The sequence below is a fragment of the Streptomyces sp. NPDC052687 genome (genome assembly GCF_040678395.1).
Taxonomy (GTDB): domain Bacteria; phylum Actinomycetota; class Actinomycetes; order Streptomycetales; family Streptomycetaceae; genus Streptomyces.
The window spans coordinates 590,303-611,342 of record NZ_JBFATR010000001.1; the positions used below are offsets into that span (position 1 = coordinate 590,303).

The 21,040-nt window shown below is 71.7% G+C and carries 15 protein-coding genes; 10 read left to right on the top strand and 5 right to left on the bottom strand.

Features of this window, described 5'->3' with window-relative positions; translation table 11 throughout:
- Positions 1-94: 94 nt before the first annotated feature.
- Both AB0K92_RS02805 and AB0K92_RS02810 read left to right on the top strand, forming a co-directional pair.
- On the top strand, positions 95-523 hold the full coding sequence (locus AB0K92_RS02805; RefSeq protein ID WP_365918705.1) for an ATP-binding protein: 429 nt from the start codon (positions 95-97) through the stop codon (positions 521-523).
- 282 nt (positions 524-805) lie between these two features.
- The gene (locus tag AB0K92_RS02810; RefSeq protein ID WP_365918707.1) at positions 806-3,481 is read left to right on the top strand and encodes a SpoIIE family protein phosphatase; all 2,676 of its coding nucleotides are present in this window, start codon (positions 806-808) and stop codon (positions 3,479-3,481) included.
- A 27-nt stretch (positions 3,482-3,508) separates the two neighbouring features.
- Here the strand turns inward: AB0K92_RS02810 and AB0K92_RS02815 are convergent, their stop codons facing one another.
- Positions 3,509-5,131: a hypothetical protein gene (locus AB0K92_RS02815; protein ID WP_365918709.1), complete on the bottom strand. Its 1,623-nt coding sequence runs from the start codon at positions 5,129-5,131 to the stop codon at positions 3,509-3,511.
- Positions 5,132-5,273: 142 nt separating this feature from the next.
- Here AB0K92_RS02815 and AB0K92_RS02820 point away from each other — a divergent pair, with 142 nt between their 5' ends.
- The gene (locus tag AB0K92_RS02820; protein WP_365918711.1) at positions 5,274-6,263 is read left to right on the top strand and encodes a phosphotransferase; all 990 of its coding nucleotides are present in this window, start codon (positions 5,274-5,276) and stop codon (positions 6,261-6,263) included.
- On the opposite strand, the gene AB0K92_RS02825 is transcribed toward AB0K92_RS02820, so the two are convergent.
- The 4 genes from AB0K92_RS02825 to AB0K92_RS02840 are packed head-to-tail and all read right to left on the bottom strand — an operon-like array spanning position 6,238 to position 10,041.
- Positions 6,238-7,014 carry a succinate dehydrogenase/fumarate reductase iron-sulfur subunit gene (locus AB0K92_RS02825; RefSeq protein WP_365918713.1) on the bottom strand — a complete coding sequence of 259 codons (777 nt, stop codon included), beginning with the start codon at positions 7,012-7,014 and terminating at the stop codon, positions 6,238-6,240. The two genes, AB0K92_RS02820 and AB0K92_RS02825, sit on opposite strands and share 26 nt — an antisense overlap.
- Positions 7,011-8,888 carry a fumarate reductase/succinate dehydrogenase flavoprotein subunit gene (locus AB0K92_RS02830; RefSeq protein WP_365918715.1) on the bottom strand — a complete coding sequence of 626 codons (1,878 nt, stop codon included), beginning with the start codon at positions 8,886-8,888 and terminating at the stop codon, positions 7,011-7,013. Before AB0K92_RS02830 ends, AB0K92_RS02825 begins: the two co-directional genes overlap by 4 nt.
- Positions 8,888-9,724 carry a hypothetical protein gene (locus AB0K92_RS02835; RefSeq protein ID WP_365918717.1) on the bottom strand — a complete coding sequence of 279 codons (837 nt, stop codon included), beginning with the start codon at positions 9,722-9,724 and terminating at the stop codon, positions 8,888-8,890. Before AB0K92_RS02835 ends, AB0K92_RS02830 begins: the two co-directional genes overlap by 1 nt.
- A 26-nt stretch (positions 9,725-9,750) precedes the next feature.
- Positions 9,751-10,041: a hypothetical protein gene (locus AB0K92_RS02840; protein ID WP_365918719.1), complete on the bottom strand. Its 291-nt coding sequence runs from the start codon at positions 10,039-10,041 to the stop codon at positions 9,751-9,753.
- A 299-nt stretch (positions 10,042-10,340) separates the two neighbouring features.
- Here AB0K92_RS02840 and AB0K92_RS02845 point away from each other — a divergent pair, with 299 nt between their 5' ends.
- The 7 genes from AB0K92_RS02845 to AB0K92_RS02875 all read left to right on the top strand — a co-directional run.
- On the top strand, positions 10,341-12,596 hold the full coding sequence (locus tag AB0K92_RS02845) for an ABC transporter family substrate-binding protein (protein ID WP_365918721.1): 2,256 nt from the start codon (positions 10,341-10,343) through the stop codon (positions 12,594-12,596).
- 252 nt (positions 12,597-12,848) lie between these two features.
- Complete coding sequence (gene typA / locus AB0K92_RS02850) at positions 12,849-14,756, top strand: translational GTPase TypA (RefSeq protein WP_166002127.1); 1,908 nt, start codon at positions 12,849-12,851, stop codon at positions 14,754-14,756.
- A gap of 663 nt (positions 14,757-15,419) precedes the next feature.
- Positions 15,420-16,454, top strand: a complete 1,035-nt coding sequence (locus tag AB0K92_RS02855; protein WP_166002128.1) for an ABC transporter permease — start codon at positions 15,420-15,422, stop codon at positions 16,452-16,454.
- A gap of 47 nt (positions 16,455-16,501) precedes the next feature.
- Positions 16,502-18,316 (top strand): ABC transporter substrate-binding protein, encoded by a 1,815-nt coding sequence (locus AB0K92_RS02860; protein ID WP_365918724.1) that lies wholly within the window; start codon positions 16,502-16,504, stop codon positions 18,314-18,316.
- A 95-nt stretch (positions 18,317-18,411) separates the two neighbouring features.
- Positions 18,412-19,392, top strand: coding sequence for an ABC transporter permease (locus AB0K92_RS02865; RefSeq protein WP_166002130.1), 981 nt, complete (start codon positions 18,412-18,414; stop codon positions 19,390-19,392).
- Between the two features lie 10 nt (positions 19,393-19,402).
- The gene (locus AB0K92_RS02870) at positions 19,403-20,464 is read left to right on the top strand and encodes an ABC transporter ATP-binding protein (RefSeq protein WP_365918726.1); all 1,062 of its coding nucleotides are present in this window, start codon (positions 19,403-19,405) and stop codon (positions 20,462-20,464) included.
- Positions 20,465-20,483: 19 nt separating this feature from the next.
- Positions 20,484-21,040 (top strand): ATP-binding cassette domain-containing protein (locus AB0K92_RS02875; RefSeq protein ID WP_365918728.1); only part of this gene is annotated, 557 nt, incomplete at its 3' end.

The following is a 21,040-nucleotide window of genomic DNA, read 5'->3' on the forward strand; positions in this document are numbered from 1 at the left end:
CCGGTACGCCGTTCGTGCCACAGTGCGCCCTCCCGCACGGTACTGCCCCCGGATATCGGGTATGTGCCCATTAACCCCATGAAAACGGACATGGGTGGGCTTGTTCGCCTGGGATGTGATCGGCGTGTTCGACATCGAAGACGACTGCGCCGAGTGGACCTTTCCCGCCGACCCGGGAGCCGTGCGCACCGCCCGCTCCGCCGTCCGCGGCCAGCTGCACGGCTGGGGCCTGGACAGCCTCGGTGACCTGGCGGTGCTGCTGGTCAGCGAACTCGTCACCAACTCCCTGCGGTACGCCTCCGGCCCCATCGGCGTACGGCTGCTGCGCCCCGCCGGCCTGCCCGCCGTGCTCCTCGTGGAGGTCTCCGACCCGCTCCCGGACCTGCCCCGCGAGCGCGACGCCCGGCCCGAGGACGAGAGCGGGCGCGGACTGCAGCTGGTCGCCCGCTCCTCGCGTCGCTGGGGCAGCCGCCCCGGTGACCGGGGCAAGACGGTCTGGTTCGAACTCGCGGTGCCCTCGTGAGGGCGTACCGTGGCGGGCCGATGATCGGGTGAACGGCCGCACCGGTCCCGCACAACTGTCCAAACATGCGGATCAGGCCACCAGCCGGTGCCCCGCGGCGTGATTCGCGGGCGGGTCCCCTGGTTAGAAGACTGGAAGTGTTCTCGCAGCGGGGTCCGAAAAGCACCTGGACCGTGCTGTGATCGTGAACACCGTGTTGCGCGGCGCCGTAGTGCTGGATACTGCGGGCAGCCGCCCCCGGTGACCGGTACCGGACGCGGTGAGCTGGAGGGGACGGTTCGCGTGAGCGAGATACCAGCGAAGGCCACGGAGTCCGAGGACCCGTCGGACGGCGCGAGGCTGCGGGCCGGGGGTGCCGCCATCACGGGCACCGCGGGAACCGCGGGCACCGCGGGCGGATCCTCACCGGCGCCGCCCGCCGACGCGCTCTGGCAGAGCAGCCCGCCCGGCTCGATCTACGACTACATCAAGGTCGCCTCCTTCTCCATCGGCCCCGACGGGCTGGTGGACCAGTGGAGCCTGCGCGCGGAGCAGCTGTTCGGCATCCCCGCCCAGCGGGCCGTCGGCATGGACCCCATCGAGGCGTTCGTCGACCCCGACCTGCGCGAGCGCGGCCAGCGCAAGATGGCGGAGATCCTGGACGGGCGGGAGTGGACCGGCGTGGTCCCCTTCCGCACCCCGGACCCGGAGGGCGGGCGCGGCACGGACGGACTCGCCGAGGTCTATGTGATGCCGACCCGGACCGAGGACGGCGAGAGGGCCGCGGTCTGCATCGTCGTCGACGTCCGCGTGCTGCGCAGCATCGAGACGGATCTCGCCGCCTCGCAGGCGATTTTCGGTCAATCTCCCTTCGGGTTCCTGCTGATCGACACCGATCTGCGGGTGCGCCGCGCCAACCAGCGGTTCGCCTCCATCTTCGGCGGCACCCCCGACGACCACCGCGGCCGCGGCGTCCACGACTACCTGCCGCGCGCCGAGGCCGAGCGGGTTTCCGCGACCCTGCGCCGGGTCCTGGAGACCGGCGACTCCATCACCGACATGCACGTCACCGGGTTCGTGCCCGGCTCCGACGAGCGGCGGCACTGGTCGGTCAACCTCTACCGGGTGCACAGCGGCACCGGCCGCCCCATCGGCATCGCCTGGCTGGGAACCGACATCACCGCCCGCCGCGCCGCCGCCCGCGAGGCCGCCAACGCGCGGCGCAATCTCGCCCTCCTCAACGAGGCCGGCGCCCGCATCGGGAACTCCCTCGACCTGGAGACCACCGCCCGCGAACTCCTCGACGTCGTCGTCCCCGGCTTCTGCGACCTGGCCACCGTCGACCTCTACCAGGGCCTCCTGGTCGGCGACGAGACCCCGCCCGGCCTGCCCGACGGCAGCGCCGAACTGCGCCGCGTCGCCTTCGCCAGCGCCGTCTCCGACGCGCCCTTCGCCGGCACCGGCCAACCCGTCAAGGTCGGCGCGGTCCACCACTACCCGTTCAACTCCCCGTGTGCGGACGCCCTGCGCACCGCCCGCCCCCGGCTCGTCCCCCCGGACGAGGGCGGACTCGTCCAGTCCACCCTCGCGGTGCCGATGGTCGCCCACGACACCGTCGTCGGACTCGCCCAGTTCTCCCGCACGAAGGGCAGCGAGCCGTTCGGCGACCGGGACCGCGACCTGGCCGTGGAACTGGCCGCCCGCGCCGCCGTCTGCATCGACAACGCCCGCCTCTACCGGCGCGAGCACGAACGCGCGCTGATACTGCAGCGTTCCCTGCTGCCGCCCGGCGACCCGGTCGCCGCCGGACTCGACATCGCCTGCCGCTATCTGCCCGGCAACGCCTCCACCGGACGCCCCAGCGAGGTCGGCGGCGACTGGTTCGACGTCATCGAACTGCCCGGCCACCGCACCGCGCTGGTCGTCGGCGACGTCATGGGACGCGGCCTGCGCGCCGCCGTCGCCATGGGCGAACTGCGCACGGCCGTACGGACGCTGGCCCAGCTCGACCTGGAACCGGCCGAGGTGCTCTCCCAGCTGGACGAGATCGCGCGCGGCCTCGGCACCCCCGGCGGGCCCGCCCAGGCCTTCGGCGCCGGGCCCGGCATCCAGCAGGCCACCCGCGCCGCGCGCCGTCCCCGCGAGGCCGACCTGTCCGAGGTGTATCTGGCCACCTGTGTGTACGCGGTCTACGACAGCGTCACCCGGCGCTGCACCTTCGCCAACGCGGGCCACCTGCCGCCCGTGCTGGTGGAGCCCGGCGAGCCCGCGCTGATGCTGGACGTGCCGCCGGGGATGCCGCTCGGCGTGGGCGGGGAGCCGTTCGAGGAGGTGGAGATCGAACTCCCCGAGGGCGCGCTGCTGGCCCTCTACACCGACGGCCTCGTGGAGTCCCGCGACCACCCGCTCGACGAGGGCCTGCAGGCGTTCGTCGGAGCGCTGACTGACCCGAACCGCCCCCTGGAGGACGTCTGCGACCACGTCCTCAACACCCTCGACACCCACCACGGCGAGGACGACCTCGCCCTGCTCATGGCCCGCGTCCAGGGCCTGCCCGCCGAGTCCGTCGGCGACTGGACACTGCCGCGCGAGCCGCGCAGCGTGGGCCGGGCCCGCGAGTACGCCCGCGGCCAGCTGCTGTCCTGGGACCTGGAGCCCTTGGTGGACACCGCCGAACTCCTGGTCAGCGAGCTGGTCACCAACGCCCTGCGCTACGGCGAGGGCGAGATCAGACTCCGCCTGCTGCTGGACCGCACCCTGGTCTGCGAGGTCTGGGACTCCGGCCTCGTCCAGCCGCGCCGGCGCCGGGCCCGCGACACCGACGAGGGCGGGCGCGGCCTGCAACTCGTCGGCCTGCTCTCCGCCGCCTGGGGCTCCCGCCGCACCCACCGCGGCAAGACGGTCTGGTTCGAACTGGCCCTCCCGGACGGCGAGAACGGTGTGGCGGACCCGGCGGAGGCCCTGCTGAGCCTGTTCTAGACCGGCCGCCGGACCCGCCGGCGGCGATCACGGCGCCCGCGGGGTCCGCCGGGCCCGGGTGCGGGGCCCGCCGAAGCTCGGCGCCGGGGCGTCGGCCGGGGCGGGACCCAGCAGGACGCCGCCGAGGAGCGCTCCGGAGACGCCGGTGCCCGGAGCGGCGTCGGGGTGACCGCGGGCGCGGACGTCGCGTTCGGCGAGCTGCCGCGCCTGGCGGGCCAGCGCCTCGGCGGTCAGGGGGTCCGTCTCCTCCGCGTCCCGCGCCGCCGTGAGCACGGTGCGGGCCTCGGCGCCGACCGCGCCGCGATGCGTGGCGACGTAGTCCGCCGCGGCGGCCACGGCGCCGCGGGCGACCAGCGCCGCCGCGGCCGGCAGCACCGCCGCCCGCCCGGCGGCGACCGGCGCGGTCACCCGCGCGATCCGCAGCAGCAGGTCCAGCGGGTCGCACGGCCCCGAGGTCAGCTCCTCCCGTACGGCGGACAGCACCGCGTCGGCGTGCAGGACCCGCGCCCGCAACTCCCCGACGGGCACGTCCACCGCCCCGGCCCGCTCGCGCGCGACCCCGGATGCCGCCTCGCCCCGCTCGCGCCGCACCCCGGCTTCCGCCCCGGCCCGCTCGCGCGCCCCCGCCAGTTCCGCCTCCGCCCCGGTCAGGGCCGCCGGGACCAGTTCGGCGGCACGGGTGAGCAGGTCCGCCTGCCGGCCGACGGCGGCCACCAGGATCCCGGCCTGGGCCACGGCGCCCTCGGCGGCGCGCAGATGGGCGACGGCCCGGTCCCGCTCGCCGCGGTCGGCGCACTGGCGGGCCCGGTTGAGCCGGGTGGTGGCGAACACCAGCCGGTCCTTGGCCTGTTCGGCGTACCCGACGACCGGTGCCCGCGCGGCGGGCGAATACCGCGGGGCGAGATCCGCGAACGCCGCCTCCGCCGCCCCGGTCCGCCCCGCCAGCTCCCGGAAGCGGCCCTCCGCCACCTCCAGCGCCCCGCCGAACCCCTCCGCCTCCTCCAGTGCGCGCAGCCGGTCGAACCCGGCGGCCGCCTCGTCGAGCAGCCGGCCGGCCTCCGCGCAGCGGCCCACGATCCCGGCGAGCGCCTGGTGCCGGGCCGCCTCTTCCGCCGGCACGCCCTCGTCGTACCGGCGCCGCATCCGCAGCGCCTCCGTCAGCTCGGCCCGCGCGGCGTCCACCGCGCGCGCGTACGGCGCCACGGCGCCGGCGTCCGCGCGGGCGGCGGCGAAGTCCAGTTCCTCGGAGCTGACCCGCACGCAGTCGTCGGCCACCACCAGCGCGGCCCGCGCCCGCTCGTCCAGATCGGTGAGCGCGGCGCCGGGAGCGGGGCCCGGACGCGGGCCGCCCGGCGTGGTGCGGGTCCGCAGGCGACGGGCGCGCCGGACATGGCCGTACGCGCCGAGCGCCAGCGCCGTGCCCAGCGCCAGCAGCGGCAGCACCAGATCGGCGGTGGCCGTCTCCTCGGTCCGCGTCGGCTGCGCCGCCGCGCTCGGCGCCGGCCCGGCCGGCGTGGCCCGGTCCGTCGTCGTCCCCGGCAGCACCAGCCACAGCACCGCGACCACCGCGCCCAGCACGGCGTGCGCCACCCGGGCCGGCAGGTGCGAGGCCGCTCGCCGGGGCCGGCCTCGGAGGGAGGAGGGCGTCACCTTTCGGAGCGTATGAGCAGGATTGCCCCACCGCGAGCGGGGGTGCGCCCCCCGGCGCGGAAAACGCCTCCCGGCCCCGGCGCCCCGGCTGCGAGAATCCGCGCCTCACCCCCGCACGCCGCACGCCCGGGAGGCGCAGCCCGTGACCCGTACGCTCCTGACCCGCGACGACCTCGTCCCCCTGGCCCGCGCCGCCCTCGGCCGCGGTCGCCAGCTCGCCGCGGTCACCCGGCTGCGCGGCGGCAGCCGCAAGGGCGTCTACCGCCTCACCCGCGACGACGGCTGCACCGCCATCGCCTACGTCTGGTCGGCGGACGAGGACTACTGGGACGCCGGGCCCGCCGACCCCCGCGACCCCCTGTCACCCGGCACGGGACTCGGCCTCTTCACGGCCGCGCACGACCGGCTGACCGCCGCCGGGGTACGCACCCCGCGCCTGCTGTACGCCGACGCCGCGCGCACCCACCTCCCGGCCGACGCCGCGGTCGTCGAGGACCTGCCGGGCGGCAGCCTGGAGGCGGCGCTGACCCGGGACCCGGCGGCGGGGCGCGCCGCCCTGGAGCGGCTGGCCGCCGAGCTGGCCCGGCTGCGCGCGCACGAGGGACCGGCCCTCGGCAAGGTCGCCGTGGTCGACGGCGGCGGGACCTCGTCGGCCGTCTCCTGCGAGCGGCGGGTCACCGAGGCCGCCCTGCGCTCCCTCGCCGGGGCCGCCGCCCGCGACGGGCGGATCGCCGCCGTCCACGGTGACCTCGCCGGCCTGCTGCGGGACCTGGCCGCGGCGGTCCGGCCACGCGCCCGGCACACCCTCGTGCACGGCGAACTCGGCCCCGACCACGTCCTGCTGGACGCCCAGGGGCACCCGGCCCTGATCGACATCGAGGGCCTGATGTACTTCGACGCCGAGTGGGAGCACGTCTTCCTGCGGATCCGCTTCGGCTCCCACTACGACGTCCTGCGCGCCCCCGGCCTCGACGAGGACCGGCTGCGCCTGTACCGCCTGGCGACGCACCTGTCCCTGGTGGCCGGGCCGCTGCGCCTCCTCGATGGCGACTTCCCGCACCACGGGGCCATGCGGTCCATCGCGGAACACCACCTCCGGCAGACGCTCAGCCTGCTGAGGAGCGCCGCCTGATCTTCGAGCCCAGCCAGACCAGCGGGTCGTACTTGCGGTCCACGGCCCGTTCCTTCAGCGGGATCAGCGCGTTGTCGGTGATCTTGATGCCCTCGGGGCAGACCTCCGTACAGCACTTGGTGATGTTGCAGTAGCCCAGGCCGTGCTCGTCCTGGGCGGTCGTCTTGCGGTCGAGGCCGGTCTCGGCCGCCGCGTCCAGCGGGTGCATGTCGAGCTCCGCGATCCGCATCAGGAAGCGCGGGCCCGCGAACGCGGTCTTGTTCTCCTCGTGGTCGCGCACCACATGGCAGGTGTCCTGGCACAGGAAGCACTCGATGCACTTGCGGAACTCCTGCGGGCGGTCCACGTCCTCCTGCATCATCCGGTACTCGCCCGGCGCCACCCCGGCGGGCGGCACGAACGCCGGGACCTCCCGCGCCTTGGCGTAGTTGAAGCCGACGTCCGTCACCAGGTCCCGCACGACCGGGAACGCCCGCAGGGGGGTCACGGTGACCGTCTCGTCGCGGCCGAACACCGACATCCGGGTCATGCACATCAGCCGTGGCCGCCCGTTGATCTCCGCGGAGCACGAACCGCACTTGCCCGCCTTGCAGTTCCAGCGGACGGCCAGGTCGGGCACCTGGGTCGCCTGGAGGCGGTGGATGATGTCGAGGACGACCTCGCCCTCGTTCACCTCGACCCGGAAGTCCTCCAGGCCGCCGCCGTCCGCGTCGCCCCGCCACACCCTGAAGCGCGCCTCGTAGCCGCTCATGTGACCAGCTCCTCTTCGGCGAGGTACTTGACCAGCTCCTCCTTCTCGAACAGGGCGAGCAGGTCGGGACGGATGGGATCGGTGGTCTCGCGGGTGAGGACGATCCGCTCCCCGGCGCCGAGCGCGCACAGCAGGTTCACCCGCCGCCACGCCCGGTCCATCGACGGGAAGTCCTCCCGGGTGTGGCCGCCGCGCGACTCGGTGCGCTCCAGCGCCGCGCGGGCCACGCACTCACTGACCAGCAGCATGTTCCGCAGGTCGAGGGCCAGGTGCCAGCCCGGGTTGAACTGGCGGTGCCCCTCCACTCCCGCGTTGGCCGCCCGCGCGCGCAGCGCGGCGAGCCGCTCCAGGGCCTGCGCCATCTCCTCCTCCCGGCGGATGATGCCGACCAGGTCGTTCATGGTCTGCTGCAGCTCCTGGTGCAGGCTGTACGGGTTCTCGCCGCCGGCCGAGAACGGCCGCAGCGCCTCCTCGACTGCCGCGTCCACCTGGGCGGTGTCCACGGCCGGGCGCCGGCCGGCCAGTCCGTGCGCGTACCGCGCGGCGTGCAGGCCCGCCCGCCGCCCGAACACCAGCAGGTCGGACAGCGAGTTGCCGCCGAGCCGGTTGGAGCCGTGCATCCCGCCGGCCACCTCACCGGCGGCGTACAGCCCCGGCACCCCGCGCGCCGCCGCCGTGTCCGAGTCGACGGCGATGCCGCCCATCACGTAGTGGCAGGTCGGCCCGACCTCCATGGGCTCCGCGGTGATGTCGACGTCGGCCAGCTCCTTGAACTGGTGGTACATCGACGGCAGCCGCCGTTTGATCACCTCGGCGGGCATGCGGGTCGACACGTCCAGGAACACCCCGCCGTGCGGGGAGCCGCGGCCCTCCTTCACCTCCGTGTTGATCGCCCGGGCGACCTCGTCACGGGGGAGCAGTTCGGGCGGGCGCCGGTTGTGGTCCGGGTCGTCGTACCAGCGGTCGGCCTCGTCCTCGGTCTCGGCGTACTTCTCCTTGAAGACGTCCGGGATGTAGTCGAACATGAACCGCTTGCCGTCGGAGTTCCTGAGCACCCCGCCGTCGCCGCGCACCGACTCGGTGACCAGGATGCCCTTGACCGACGGCGGCCAGACCATGCCCGTCGGATGGAACTGCACGAACTCCATGTTCAGCAGCGGAGCCCCGGCCAGCAGCGCCAGCGCGTGCCCGTCGCCGGTGTACTCCCACGAGTTCGACGTCACCTTGAAGGACTTGCCGATGCCGCCCGTGGCGATCACCACGGCGGGCGCCTCCAGGACGAAGAATCGGCCGCTCTCGCGCTCGTAGGCGAAGACCCCGGACACCCGCTCGCCGTCCTTCAGCACCCGCGTGACGGTGCACTCCTGGAAGACCTTCAGCCGGGACTCGTAGTCCCCGGTCTGGCGGTGGTCCTCCTGCTGGAGCGCGACGATCTTCTGCTGGAGGGTGCGGATCAGCTCCAGGCCGGTGCGGTCGCCGACGTGGGCGAGGCGCGGGTACTCGTGACCGCCGAAGTTGCGCTGGGAGATCCGCCCGTCCTTCGTACGGTCGAACAGCGCGCCCCAGGTCTCCAGCTCCCACACCCGCTCCGGCGCCTCCCGGGCGTGCAGCTCGGCCATCCGCCACTGGTTGAGGAACTTGCCGCCGCGCATCGTGTCGCGGAAGTGGACCTGCCAGCTGTCGTTCTCGTTGGCGTTGGCCATCGCGGCCGCGATGCCGCCCTCGGCCATCACCGTGTGCGCCTTGCCGAACAGCGACTTGCAGATCACCGCCGTACGGGCGCCGCGCTCACGGGCCTCGATGGCGGCGCGCAGCCCCGCCCCGCCGGCCCCGACCACGACGACGTCCCACTCCTGCCGCTCCACCACGGACATCAGAAGAACCTCGGATCCTCGAAGACACCGGACGCGACCAGATAGACGTAGAAGTCGGCGAGCGCCACGCTCGCCAGCGACGTCCAGGCGAGCAGCATGTGCCGGGCGTTGAGCTTCCCCGCCCACTGCCACATGCGGTAGCGCACGGGGTGCCGGGAGAAGTGCTTGAGCTTGCCGCCGACGATGTGCCGGCAGGAGTGACAGGAGAGGGTGTACGCCCAGATCAGCACGATGTTGACGACGAACACCAGGGTGCCGAGGCCCATGTGGCCCCACGCGTAGCGCTCGTCGCGGAAGGCGAGCACGGTGTCGTAGGTGAGGATCCCGGCGACGGGGAGCGCCGCGTAGAAGAAGTAGCGGTGGATGTTCTGCAGGATCAGCGGGAAGCGGGTCTCACCGGTGTACCTCTTGTGCGGTTCGGCGACCGCGCAGGCCGGCGGGGACGCCCAGAAGCCCCGGTAGTAGGCCTTGCGGTAGTAGTAGCAGGTCAGGCGGAAGCCCAGCGGGAAGATCAGGATGAGGACGGCGGGGGAGATCCCCCACCAGTTCCCGACGATCTCCCAGTTGGGGCCCGCCTTCATCGGCTCGCAGTTCTCCGCCAGGCACGGCGAGTAGAACGGCGAGACGTAGGGCGGCGCGTAGTAGTCGGCGTTGGCGAAAGCCCGCCAGGTCGAGTAGACGACGAAGGCGAGCAGCCCGGCGGCGGTGGCGGCCGGGGCCAGCCACCAGCGGTCGGTGCGCAGATGCGGGGCGGCGATCGCGGCACGGCCGGCGGCGCGTACGCCGCCGGCGGCCGGACCCCGCCGCGTTGTCGGAGGTTCCGTACCAGTGGCCAAGGCGTGACTCCGGTCGGCTCGGTGGCTCAGGGGGCGCGACGGTCACGGGCGCCGAGACCCTCGTCGTCCGAGTCGCTCCACAGGGTGACGTCGTACGGGTCGTCGGAGATCGTGACCAGCTCCGGGTGCCGGGCGGCAGCGGACCCGGTGGCCGTCTCGCGCAGCAGCGCGACGCTCTCGCGCAGGTGCTCGCAGTCGGCGCGGACCCGGCGGATGTCGACTCCGCCGCTGCCCATCCGCTGTTCCAGGCGGCTCACCGACCGGCTCAGATCGTCGAGGCACCGCTGGAGGGATGCCAGTTCATCGTGCACGGACATGACGTGACCTCACTTCCGTCGGCCGGCTGGCCGTGGGCGGCAACGGTCATGCGCCTGCGAGTGTCGCGCGTCACACCTGCCGGTGGGAAGGGGACGTGCACCGATTGGCCGAGGCGTGCGGGTGCGTCCCGTGGTGCGCTGCGCCGGACGGGTGACCTTCCGGTCGGTCACCGCCGTGTCGCCGTCCGTTGCCGAACCCTTTCCTCTTCAGTGGCCGCATACATCGCCATATATGTGATCAGCTTCCATATACCGCCAAAAGTGAGCGTAACGCCCGCGGCCCCCGGAGGTAACACGAGATGTCCCACGACGGCGTCGTCAGCACACGCGCGGTCATGCGCTCGGTCGCCTTCCTCACGGCGGGCGTGCTCACCGTGCCGGTGCTCGCCGGGTGCAGCTCCAAGGACCCGGCGGGCAAGCCGCTGGCCGCCCAGGACATCGCCCCGGCCGCGCGCGCCCAGGTCGCCGACGGCGGCACCCTGCGCTGGGCGGTGGACGCCGTGCCGGAGACCCTGAACACCTTCCAGGCGGACGCCGACGCCGCCACCACCCGGATCGCCCAGGCCGTCCTGCCGTCGATGTACCGGCTGGACGCCGCCGGCCGGCCCCGGCTCGACTCCGACTTCCTGGAGTCGGCCGAGGTCGTCGAGACCGAGCCCCGGCAGGTCGTGCTCTACCGGCTCAACCAGCAGGCGGTCTGGAGCGACGGCCGCGAGATCGGCGCCGCCGACTTCGCCGCCCAGTGGCGCGCCCTGTCCGGCAAGGACAGCGCGTACTGGACCGCGCGCAACGCCGGCTACGACCGCATCGAGCGGATCGAGCGCGGCGCGAACGACCTGGAGGTCCGGGTCACCTTCAACCGCCCCTACGCGGACTGGCGCTCGCTGTTCTCGCCGCTGTACCCGAAGGAGGTCATGGGCACCCCGGACGCCTTCAACGACGGCGCCCGCAGGAAGCTGAAGATCACCGCCGGGCCGTTCGCCGTCAAGAAGGTCGACCGCACGGACGACGAGGTCGTCCTCACCCGCAACCCCCGCTGGTGGGGCGACCCGACCAAGCTCTCCGAGATCGTGCTGACCGCCGTCGACCGCGAGGAGCGGGCCGCCGCGCTGGCCGCCGGGAAGGTCGACCTGGCCGAGATCGACCCGGCCGCCGCCCGCCGGATCACCGCCGCCGCGGGCCCGCCGGCCCCGTCCGCCGCGCCGGACGGCGGGACGCCCGCCTCCTCGGGTGAGGGGTCCGCCACCTCCTCGGGTGACGGATCCGCGGCCTCCCCGGGTGACGGATCCGCCGCCTCCCCGGGTGACGGGTCCGCCACCTCCCCCGACCGGGGCGGCGACGGGAAGGCCCGCGCCGGGGAGCGGCGACGCGCGGGCACGCCGTCCCGCCGCCAGCGCGAGCTGGCCGCCTTCGAGGTCCGCAAGTCCCTGGAGCCCGCCTACACCCAGCTCGCCCTCAACGGCTCCCACGGCCCGCTCGCCGACGAACGGGTCCGCCGCGCCGTCGCCCGCGCCCTCGACCGCGAGGAGCTGGCCGCGGCCGTCCTGAAGCCGCTGGGCCTGCCCGCCGTACCCGTCGGCAGCCACCTCGCCCTCGCCGGCCAGGCCGCCTACGCCGACAACAGCGGCGCCCTCGGCGACCAGAACACCGCCGAGGCGCAGGCGCTGCTCGCGGACGCCGGGTGGGTGCGCGGCGGGCCGCTGGACGAGACCGAGAAGGGCGAGAAGGCGGCCGGCGCCCGCGGCGAGAAGGCCTCGCAGGAGGCGTCCCGCGGTGACGGGAAGGACCTCTCCGGGAGCGACGAGGACGACGGCGTGTACATCGTCGGCCAGGACGGCAAGGCCCGCGCCGCCGAGAAGGACCACGGCGGGCAGGGTGAGGCCCACCACCTCGCCCAGGACGGAACCCAGCAGCTGAGGCAGGGCGGCGCCCCCGGCGCGTACGCCCCCGAGGGCACCGCCGCACCGGCGGGCGCCAGGACCGGGGTGCTGGCGAAGAACGGCAAGCCGCTCGCGCTCCGCTTCGTCCTGCCCTCCGGTCCCGGCTCGGAGAGCCTGCACACGGTCGCGGAACGCATCAGCCGCATGCTGGACCGGATCGGCATCCGCACCGAGCTGATCAAGGTCAGCGACGAGAGCTACTTCAAGGACCACATCGCCTCCGGCGCGTACGACCTCGCCCTCTACTCCTGGCCCGCCTCCGCCTTCCCCGCCACCGACGCCCGCCCGATCTACGCCAAGCCGGTCCCGGCCGCCGACGGCTCCCTCTCGGTCGAGCAGAACTGGACCCGGGTCGGCACCGACCAGGTGGACCAGCTCTTCGACGAGGCCATCGGCACCCTGGACGAGTCGCAGGCTCGGTCGCTGATCCGCAAGGCCGACGCCCGCATCTGGGCCGCGGCCGGATCCATCCCGCTCTACCAGCGCCCTCAGCTGGTCGCGGCACGCAGAAACCTGGCCAACGCGGGCGCGTTCGGCTTCCAGACCCCGGTGTTCCAGGACATCGGCTTCCTGAAGAAGGCCGTCAGGCCGGCACCGAGCCCGTCGCGCAGCTGACCCGGACCGGGTCCGACGGCCCGCGCCCGGACGATCCGGAGAGCAGCTCGGACGGGGCTTCGAGGGCGACCGTGGCGGGGCCCGGAGGGCGACCGCGGCGGGGCCCGGCGGCCGGGCCCGGCGGGGCTCGGGCGGTCGGAACCGGCGGGGACACGTAACATGGGGTGAGGCCGTGGCATGTCAAGCCCGGCAGGGCGCGCGTAACGCAGGTCTACGCGCAGCCGTCCGCACACTCCGGGAGTACGCCTCAATATGGCCACGCGCCACGACATCCGCAACGTCGCCATCGTCGCCCACGTCGACCACGGCAAGACCACCATCGTCGACGGCATGCTGAAGCAGGCCGGTGCCTTCGCCGCTCACCAGCTCGACTCCGTCGACGACCGCATGATGGACTCGAACGACCTGGAGCGTGAGAAGGGCATCACGATCCTCGCCAAGAACACGGCGGTGAAGTACCACCCCAAGGACGGCGGGGACCCGATCACGATCAACATCATCGACACCCCCGGCCACGCCGACTTCGGCGGCGAGGTCGAGCGCGGTCTGTCGATGGTCGACGGTGTCGTGCTGCTCGTGGACGCCTCCGAGGGCCCGCTCCCGCAGACCCGCTTCGTGCTGCGCAAGGCGCTCCAGCAGCGGCTCCCGATCATCCTGTGCATCAACAAGACGGACCGGCCGGACTCCCGGATCGACGAGGTCGTCAACGAGACGTACGACCTCTTCCTCGACCTGGACGCCGACGAGGAGCAGATCGAGTTCCCGATCGTCTACGCCTGCGGCCGCGACGGCGTCGCCTCGCTGACCAAGCCGGCCGACGGCACGGTCCCGGCGGACTCCGACAGCCTGGAGCCGTTCTTCTCCACCATCCTGGAGCACATCCCGGCCCCCACCTACGACGAGGGCGCCCCGCTCCAGGCCCACGTCACCAACCTCGACGCGGACAACTTCCTCGGCCGTATCGCGCTGCTGCGCGTCCACCAGGGCGAGCTGAAGAAGGGCCAGACCGTGGCCTGGATGAAGCGCGACGGCTCGGTGCAGAACGTGCGCATCTCCGAGCTGATGATGACCGAGGCGCTCACCCGCAAGCCCGCCGAGAAGGCCGGCCCCGGTGACATCTGCGCCGTCGCCGGCATCCCGGAGATCATGATCGGCGAGACCCTGGCCGACCCGGAGAACCCGGTTCCGCTGCCGCTGATCACGGTCGACGAGCCCGCGATCTCGATGACCATCGGCACCAACACCTCCCCGCTGGTCGGCCGCGGCGGCACCGGCAAGGGCGCCGACGCGAAGGCGGCCGTGAAGGACCGCAAGGTCACCGCCCGCCAGGTCAAGGACCGCCTGGACCGCGAGCTGATCGGCAACGTCAGCCTCCGCGTCCTGGAGACCGACCGCCCGGACGCCTGGGAGGTCCAGGGCCGTGGCGAGCTGGCGCTGGCGATCCTCGTCGAGACCATGCGCCGGGAGGGCTATGAGCTGACCGTCGGCAAGCCCCAGGTGGTCACCAAGGAGGTCGACGGCAAGGTCTACGAGCCGGTCGAGCGCATGACCATCGACGTGCCCGAGGAGCACATGGGCGCGGTCACGCAGCTCATGGGCGTCCGCAAGGGCCGGATGGACAACATGTCGAACCACGGCTCCGGCTGGGTCCGCATGGAGTTCGTGGTGCCGTCCCGCGGTCTGATCGGCTTCCGTACCGAGTTCCTGACCCAGACCCGCGGCACGGGCATCGCCCACTCCATCCACGAGGGCCACGAGCCCTGGTTCGGCCCGCTGCAGACCCGTAACAACGGCTCGCTGGTCGCCGACCGCGCCGGTGCCGTCACCGCGTTCGCGATGACGAATCTCCAGGAGCGCGGCGTGCTCTTCGTGGAGCCCGGCACCGAGGTGTACGAGGGCATGATCGTCGGCGAGAACTCGCGCTCCGACGACATGGACGTCAACATCACCAAGGAGAAGAAGCTCACGAACATGCGGTCGTCCACGGCCGATGTGACCGAGTCGATCGTCCCGCCGCGCAAGCTGTCGCTGGAGCAGTCGCTGGAGTTCTGCCGCGACGACGAGTGCGTCGAGGTGACCCCGGAGGCCGTTCGCATCCGCAAGGTCGTGCTCGACCAGCGTGAGCGTGCCCGCGCCGCGAGCCGCGCCAAGCACAGCTGACACCCGCTTACCGAAGGCCCGGGCGTCCCCAGCATGGGGGCGCCCGGGCCTTTTTCCACCCGTTTTTTCGCGCCTTCACCCCCCGCCGTTGTCCGAAACGCGGAGAGCCTCGCCCGATAGCCAGGTAACACGTCCGTTTCGCGGCCTTCTTCGCCCGAACACTTTGTCCAGATTTTGGAAGATCTACGGGTGAGCTGTGACTGAATTGAGATTGAAGAACGGTGGTCGGTAGTTGGCTGATGGCAGATAGTTAGCCGCGTAGCGCTCGGGTCAATGGGTCTCGCGCTGTGGGGACAGCGCCGACTCACGAGCACCAGGGGGTGTCTGACCCTCCGTCAGGGGTGTCGGAGGATCAGAAGCGCGCCCCCTCCTGTCGGTGAACACGTGGAGTCATGAGGAGGAGTCCCATGCGCGGTGTCACAAGCGCGAGGCGGGCCACAGCCATGTCGCGGACCGTCGTCGGCCGGACCTCGCCGCACACCGAACCGCGCTGAGCCCCGCCCGGGAAGCCGCCGGCGCCGTACGCCTTCGCCTACGCGCGTCCGGCTGCGCCGATCCCGTCTGGTTCAGGGTGCCCTGACGCCTCTTCATGCGCCGTACCGCGCTCGCGCCTCCCCGCGAGCCGGCGGTTCGGCACACCCATACCTGTGAAATGGGCGAACTGTGACAAGTCCTATCGACCTTGAGGGCGGCGCGACCTCGGCCGTCACCGACGGGGACCCCGGACCGGAGCGCAAGGCCGGGGAACCCGAACTCGTCGGCCGCTCTCCCGGCCAGCTCATGTGGCTGCGCTTCAAACGCGACCGCACGGGCGTGATCTCCGCCTGTGTCGTCGGGTTCTACTTCCTGATCGCCCTGCTCGCACCGGTGATCGCGAAGCTGTACGGCAAGGACCCGTACACCGTCTACGCCGACGAACGGCCCGAACTCTTCGACAGCGCGGGCGTGCCGGTGCAGCCCAACGGCGGCATCAGCGCCGAGTTCTGGTTCGGCCTGGAACCCGGCAACGGCTACGACGTTTTCACCAAGCTCCTCTACGGCATCCGCACCTCGCTGATGATCTCCGTGGCGGTGACGGTCACGGTCGTCCTGACCGGCATCCTGCTCGGCATCACCGCCGGCTACCTCGGCGGCAAGACGGACTACTGGATCAGCCGGATCATCGACTTCCTGCTCGCCTTCCCGGCCCAGCTGTTCTTCATCGCCAGCATGCCGGTGGTGGTCGCCCTCTTCGTGCACCCGCGGGACGAGACCCCCACCTACGTGCGGGTGCTGGCGCTGATCATGGTGCAGTGGTTCCTGGGCTGGATGAGCCTCGGCCGCATCCTCAGAGGCACCACACTCGCCCTGCGGGAACGGGAGTTCATCGAGGCGGCGAAGGTCAGCGGGGCCTCGCCGTGGCGGATCATCCGCAAGGAGATCCTGCCGAACGTGGTCACCCCGATCCTGGTGCAGGCCACGTATCTGCTGCCCAACTTCGTGACCGCCGAGGCCGGCCTGTCCTTCCTCGGGGTGGGCATCGTCGAACCGACGCCGGACTGGGGGCAGATGTTCTCCAAGGCGTCCACCGAACTCGTGATGCAGAACGACATCACGTACATGTTCTTCCCCGGCGTCTCGATGATCATCTTCATCGTGGCTTTCAACCTGCTCGGGGACTCGGTCAGGGACGCCTTCGATCCCAAGACAGCGCGCTGACCATTCCGTGTGCAACTGGTGCAACACAGATGGGTGGAATCTGAGTGATGAGTAGGGGCGGACGCCACATACACGCCGCAATCTCAGTGCTCGCGGCCGGAGCTCTCGTGCTCACCGGTTGCAGCGAGGGCGGCAGCAAGACCGGGAACGACAAGAACGACAAGGAACAGCAGGAGAACGCCCAGCGGCAGCAGAGTTCCATCCCGTTCGGCGACGCGAAGGACTCCGAGGGGCCCGCGCCCGAGGTGCCGGGTGCCAAGAGCGGCGGCACCATCTCCGTGCTGGCCCGCGACAGTTACGGCCACCTCGACCCGGGCCAGATCTACGTCCAGGACGAGATGGCGGTCTCCCAGCTGATCCACAGAGGCCTCACCGGATACAAGGCCACCAGCGGCGACGGCAAGAAGCACGAGATCGTCGGCGACCTCGCCACCGACCCGGGCACCACCACCGACGGCGGCAAGACCTGGAAGTACACGCTCAAGGACGGCATCAAGTGGGAGGACGGCTCCCCGATCACGTCCAAGGACGTCCGGCACAGCGTCGAGCGCCTGTTCGCGCCGTTCATCAACCAGGGCCCGCCCTACCTCCAGCAGTGGCTGGCCGACACCCCCGGCGCCGACTACCGCAAGCTGCTGAAGGACGGTCCCTACAAGGGCAAGCACCTCCCGGACTCCCTGCTGGAGACCCCGGACGACAAGACGGTCGTCTTCAAGTTCAAGACCGCCCGCCCCGACCTGCCGTACGCCCTGGCCATGGCCGGCTACGCGATCGTCCCCCAGAAGCTCGACACCAAGGCCAAGTACGACAAGGACCCGGTGGCGGCGGGGCCGTACAAGATCCAGGAGTTCAAGTCCGGCAAGTCGATGACCCTGGTGCGCAACGAGAACTGGGACCCGAAGACGGACCCGCTGCGCCACCAGTACGTCGACCGGTTCGACATCACCTTCAACCACCAGTACGAGCAGTCCACCAAGGCGATGCTCGCCGACAACGGCAAGGACAAGACCGCCGTCAGCTTCAGCAACGCGGTCGACGCGGGCAACCTCTCCAAGGTGCTGAACGACCCGGGCCTGAAGGACCGTACGGTCACCGGCTACCAGCCGTACGTCGGCCAGATGAACATCAACCTCAGCCACCCGGAGCTGAAGGACATCAAGATCCGCCAGGCCATCGCCTACGCGCTCCCCGTCACGCCGTTCGTCCGCGCCTACGGCGGCACCGACGCGATGGAGGTCGCCGGCGGCATCCTCTCCCCGACGGTCAGCGGCTACAACGCGGCCTTCGACCCGTGGGGCAAGAAGAAGAAGCCCGCCGGTGACCCGGAGAAGGCCAAGCAGCTCCTTCAGGAGGCCGGCAAGACCGGCATGAAGCTGACCTTCGGCTACATCAACACCCCCGAGGGCCAGCAGTACTCCACCGCCATGGCGGCGGGCCTGGAGAAGGCCGGCTTCGACGTCCAGCGCCAGGAGATCCCGGCCGAGACCTACTACGACCAGGTCAGCGCCCTGGACAACAACTACGACATCTTCCACACCGCGTGGGGCGCCGACTGGCCGTCCGCCTCCACCGTGATCCCGCCGCTGTACGACGGCCGCGCGATCGCCGAGGGCGCGCAGAACTACTCGCAGGTCAACGACCCGAAGATCAACAGCGAGATCGACCGGATCAGCAAGATCACCGACCCGGCGAAGGCCGCGGCCGAGTGGGGCAAGCTCAACGAGTACATCGTCAAGGACGTCGTCAACGTCGTCCCGACCGCGTACTACAAGCAGGTCCAGATCGCCGGCTCCAAGATCGGCGGTCTCGTCTACGACGACGTGATCAGCGGCGTCGACCCGCGTCGCCTGTACGTCAAGTAACCCCTGCCCGGCCCGGCACCCGGTGCCCCGTCCGCGACCCGGCGGCGGGCACCGGGTACCGCCCGGCCCGCTGACGTCTGAGAGCTGCCCCTGCCATGCTGCGCTTCCTCGTCCGCCGCGCCCTCGGCGCCGCCGTCATCCTCTTCCTGCTCTCCATCGTGACGTTCCTGATCTTCTACGGGATGCCACGTGACCCGGCGCTGCTGATCTGCGGCAAGTCGTGCACGCCGGCCAACCTGGAGAACATCCGGCATGTGCTCGGCCTCGACAAGTCGATCCCCGAGCAGTACTGGCTGTTCCTGCACAACCTGGTCCTAGGCAGCGACGACTACCTGCAAGGCCCCTGCCCCGCGCCCTGCTTCGGCTACTCCTTCCACACCGGTGAGGCCGTCTGGGGCACCCTCACCGACCGGCTGCCGACCACCATCTCGCTCACCCTCGGCGCGGCCGTCTGCTTCCTCGCCTTCGGCCTGGGCGCCGGACTGCTCGCCGCCTGGCGGCGCGGCACCCTCATCGACAAGACGGCCACCGCCACCGCCATGGTCGTCAGCTCGATGCAGATCTACTTCCTCGGCCCGCTGGCGCTGGCGATCCTCGTCTACCAGACCCAGCTGTTCGAGAAGCCGGCGTACAACGAGTTCACTGAGGACCCCGTCGCCTGGTTCACCGGGCTGATCATCCCCTGGGTGATCCTGTCGACCATCTTCGCCGCGCAGTACACGCGCATGGCGCGCTCGGCGATGATCGAGCAGCTCCAGGAGGACCATGTGCGCACCGCCCGCGCCAAGGGCATGTCCCGGCGGTACGTCTTCTTCCGCTACGCCTGGCGCGGCTCGCTGATCCCGATCGTCACCATCTTCGGCATCGACATGGGGTCCCTGTTCGGCGGTGCCATCATCACCGAGTACACCTTCGGCCTGCCGGGGCTCGGGCGGCTCGCGGTGGACGCGGTGGCCTTCAGCGACCTGCCGCTGCTGCTCGGCGTGATGCTCTTCGCGGCCTCGATGATCCTGCTGTTCAACATCGTCGTCGACGCCGCCTACGCCTTCATCGACCCGCGCGTGCGGCTGTCCTAGGAGCCCTGTCGTGACCACTGTGACCAAGGAAGCCGGCGCGCCGCGCCCGGCCGCCGGGGACGCCTTCCTCTCGGTGCGGGACCTGCACGTCAGCTTCCGCACCGAGGACGGGACCGTCCGGGCCGTCGACGGCCTCTCCTTCGACCTGGAGCGCGGCCGCACGCTCGGCATCGTCGGCGAGTCCGGCTCCGGCAAGTCCGTCACCAACCTGACCGTCCTCGGCCTGCACAACCCGATGTTCACCACCGTCGAGGGCGAGATCCTGCTCGACGGCAAGGAGCTGACCACGGCCCGCGAGTCCGAGCTGGAGAGGCTGCGCGGCAACAAGGTCGCCATGATCTTCCAGGACCCGCTCACCGCGCTCTCCCCCTACTACACGGTCGGCCGGCAGATCGCCGAGCCGTTCCGCAAGCACACCGGCGCCTCCAAGAAGGAGGCCTGGGAGCGGGCGGTGGAGATGCTCGGCAAGGTCGGCATCCCCAACCCGGGGCAGCGGGCCAAGGACTACCCGCACCAGTTCTCCGGCGGTATGCGCCAGCGCGCGATGATCGCCATGGCCCTGGTGTGCGACCCCGACCTGCTGATCGCCGACGAGCCGACCACGGCCCTCGACGTGACGGTCCAGGCCCAGATCCTGGACCTGCTGAAGGACCTCCAGCGGGAGTTCGGCTCGGCGATCATCTTCATCACCCACGACCTCGGCGTCATCGCCGACATGGCCGACGACATCATGGTGATGTACGCGGGCAACGCGGTGGAGCGCGGCACGGTGGACGAGGTGCTGCGGGCACCCCAGCACCCGTACACCTGGGGCCTGCTGAACTCCATGCCCCGCCTGGACTCGGACGTCGCCACGCCGCTCGCGCCCATCCCCGGCACGCCGCCCTCGCTGCTCACCCCGCCGTCCGGCTGCCGCTTCCACCCGCGCTGTACCTTCCGGGACCGGGTCGGCGGTGACCGCTGTGTCACCGAGCGCCCGCCGCTGGCACCGGGCCGGGCCTCCGCCTGCCACCTGACGGCGGAGCAGAAGCGGACCGTCTTCATCGAAGAGATCAAGCCCCGGCTGGGCTGACGCAGGAGAAAGAGGAGTCATGAAGGAAGACCTCGTCCTCCCCGCCCCGCGCGAGGCGGCCGCCGGTCCGGCAGGGGAACCGCTGCTCGTGGTGGAAGGGCTGACCAAGCACTTCCCGGTCAAGGGCGGCTTCCCGATCCGGCGCACGGTCGGCCAGGTCCAGGCGGTGGACGGCATCGACCTGACCGTGCACGAGGGGGAGAGCTTCGGCCTGGTCGGGGAGTCGGGCTGCGGCAAGTCGACGACGGGCCGGCTGATCACCCGGCTGATGGAGCCGACCGCGGGCCGGATCTCGTACCGCGGCCGGGACATCACCCATGCCACGCGCAAACAGCTCGCCCCGATCCGCTCCGAGATCCAGATGATCTTCCAGGACCCGTACTCCTCGCTGAACCCGCGCCAGACGGTCGGCAAGATCATCTCGGGTCCGATGGAGATCAACGGGATCGACCCGCCCGGCGGCCGCGAGAAGCGCGTCCGCGAACTCCTGGAGATCGTCGGCCTCAACCCCGAGCACTACAACCGCTTCCCGCACGAGTTCTCCGGCGGCCAGCGCCAGCGCATCGGCGTGGCCCG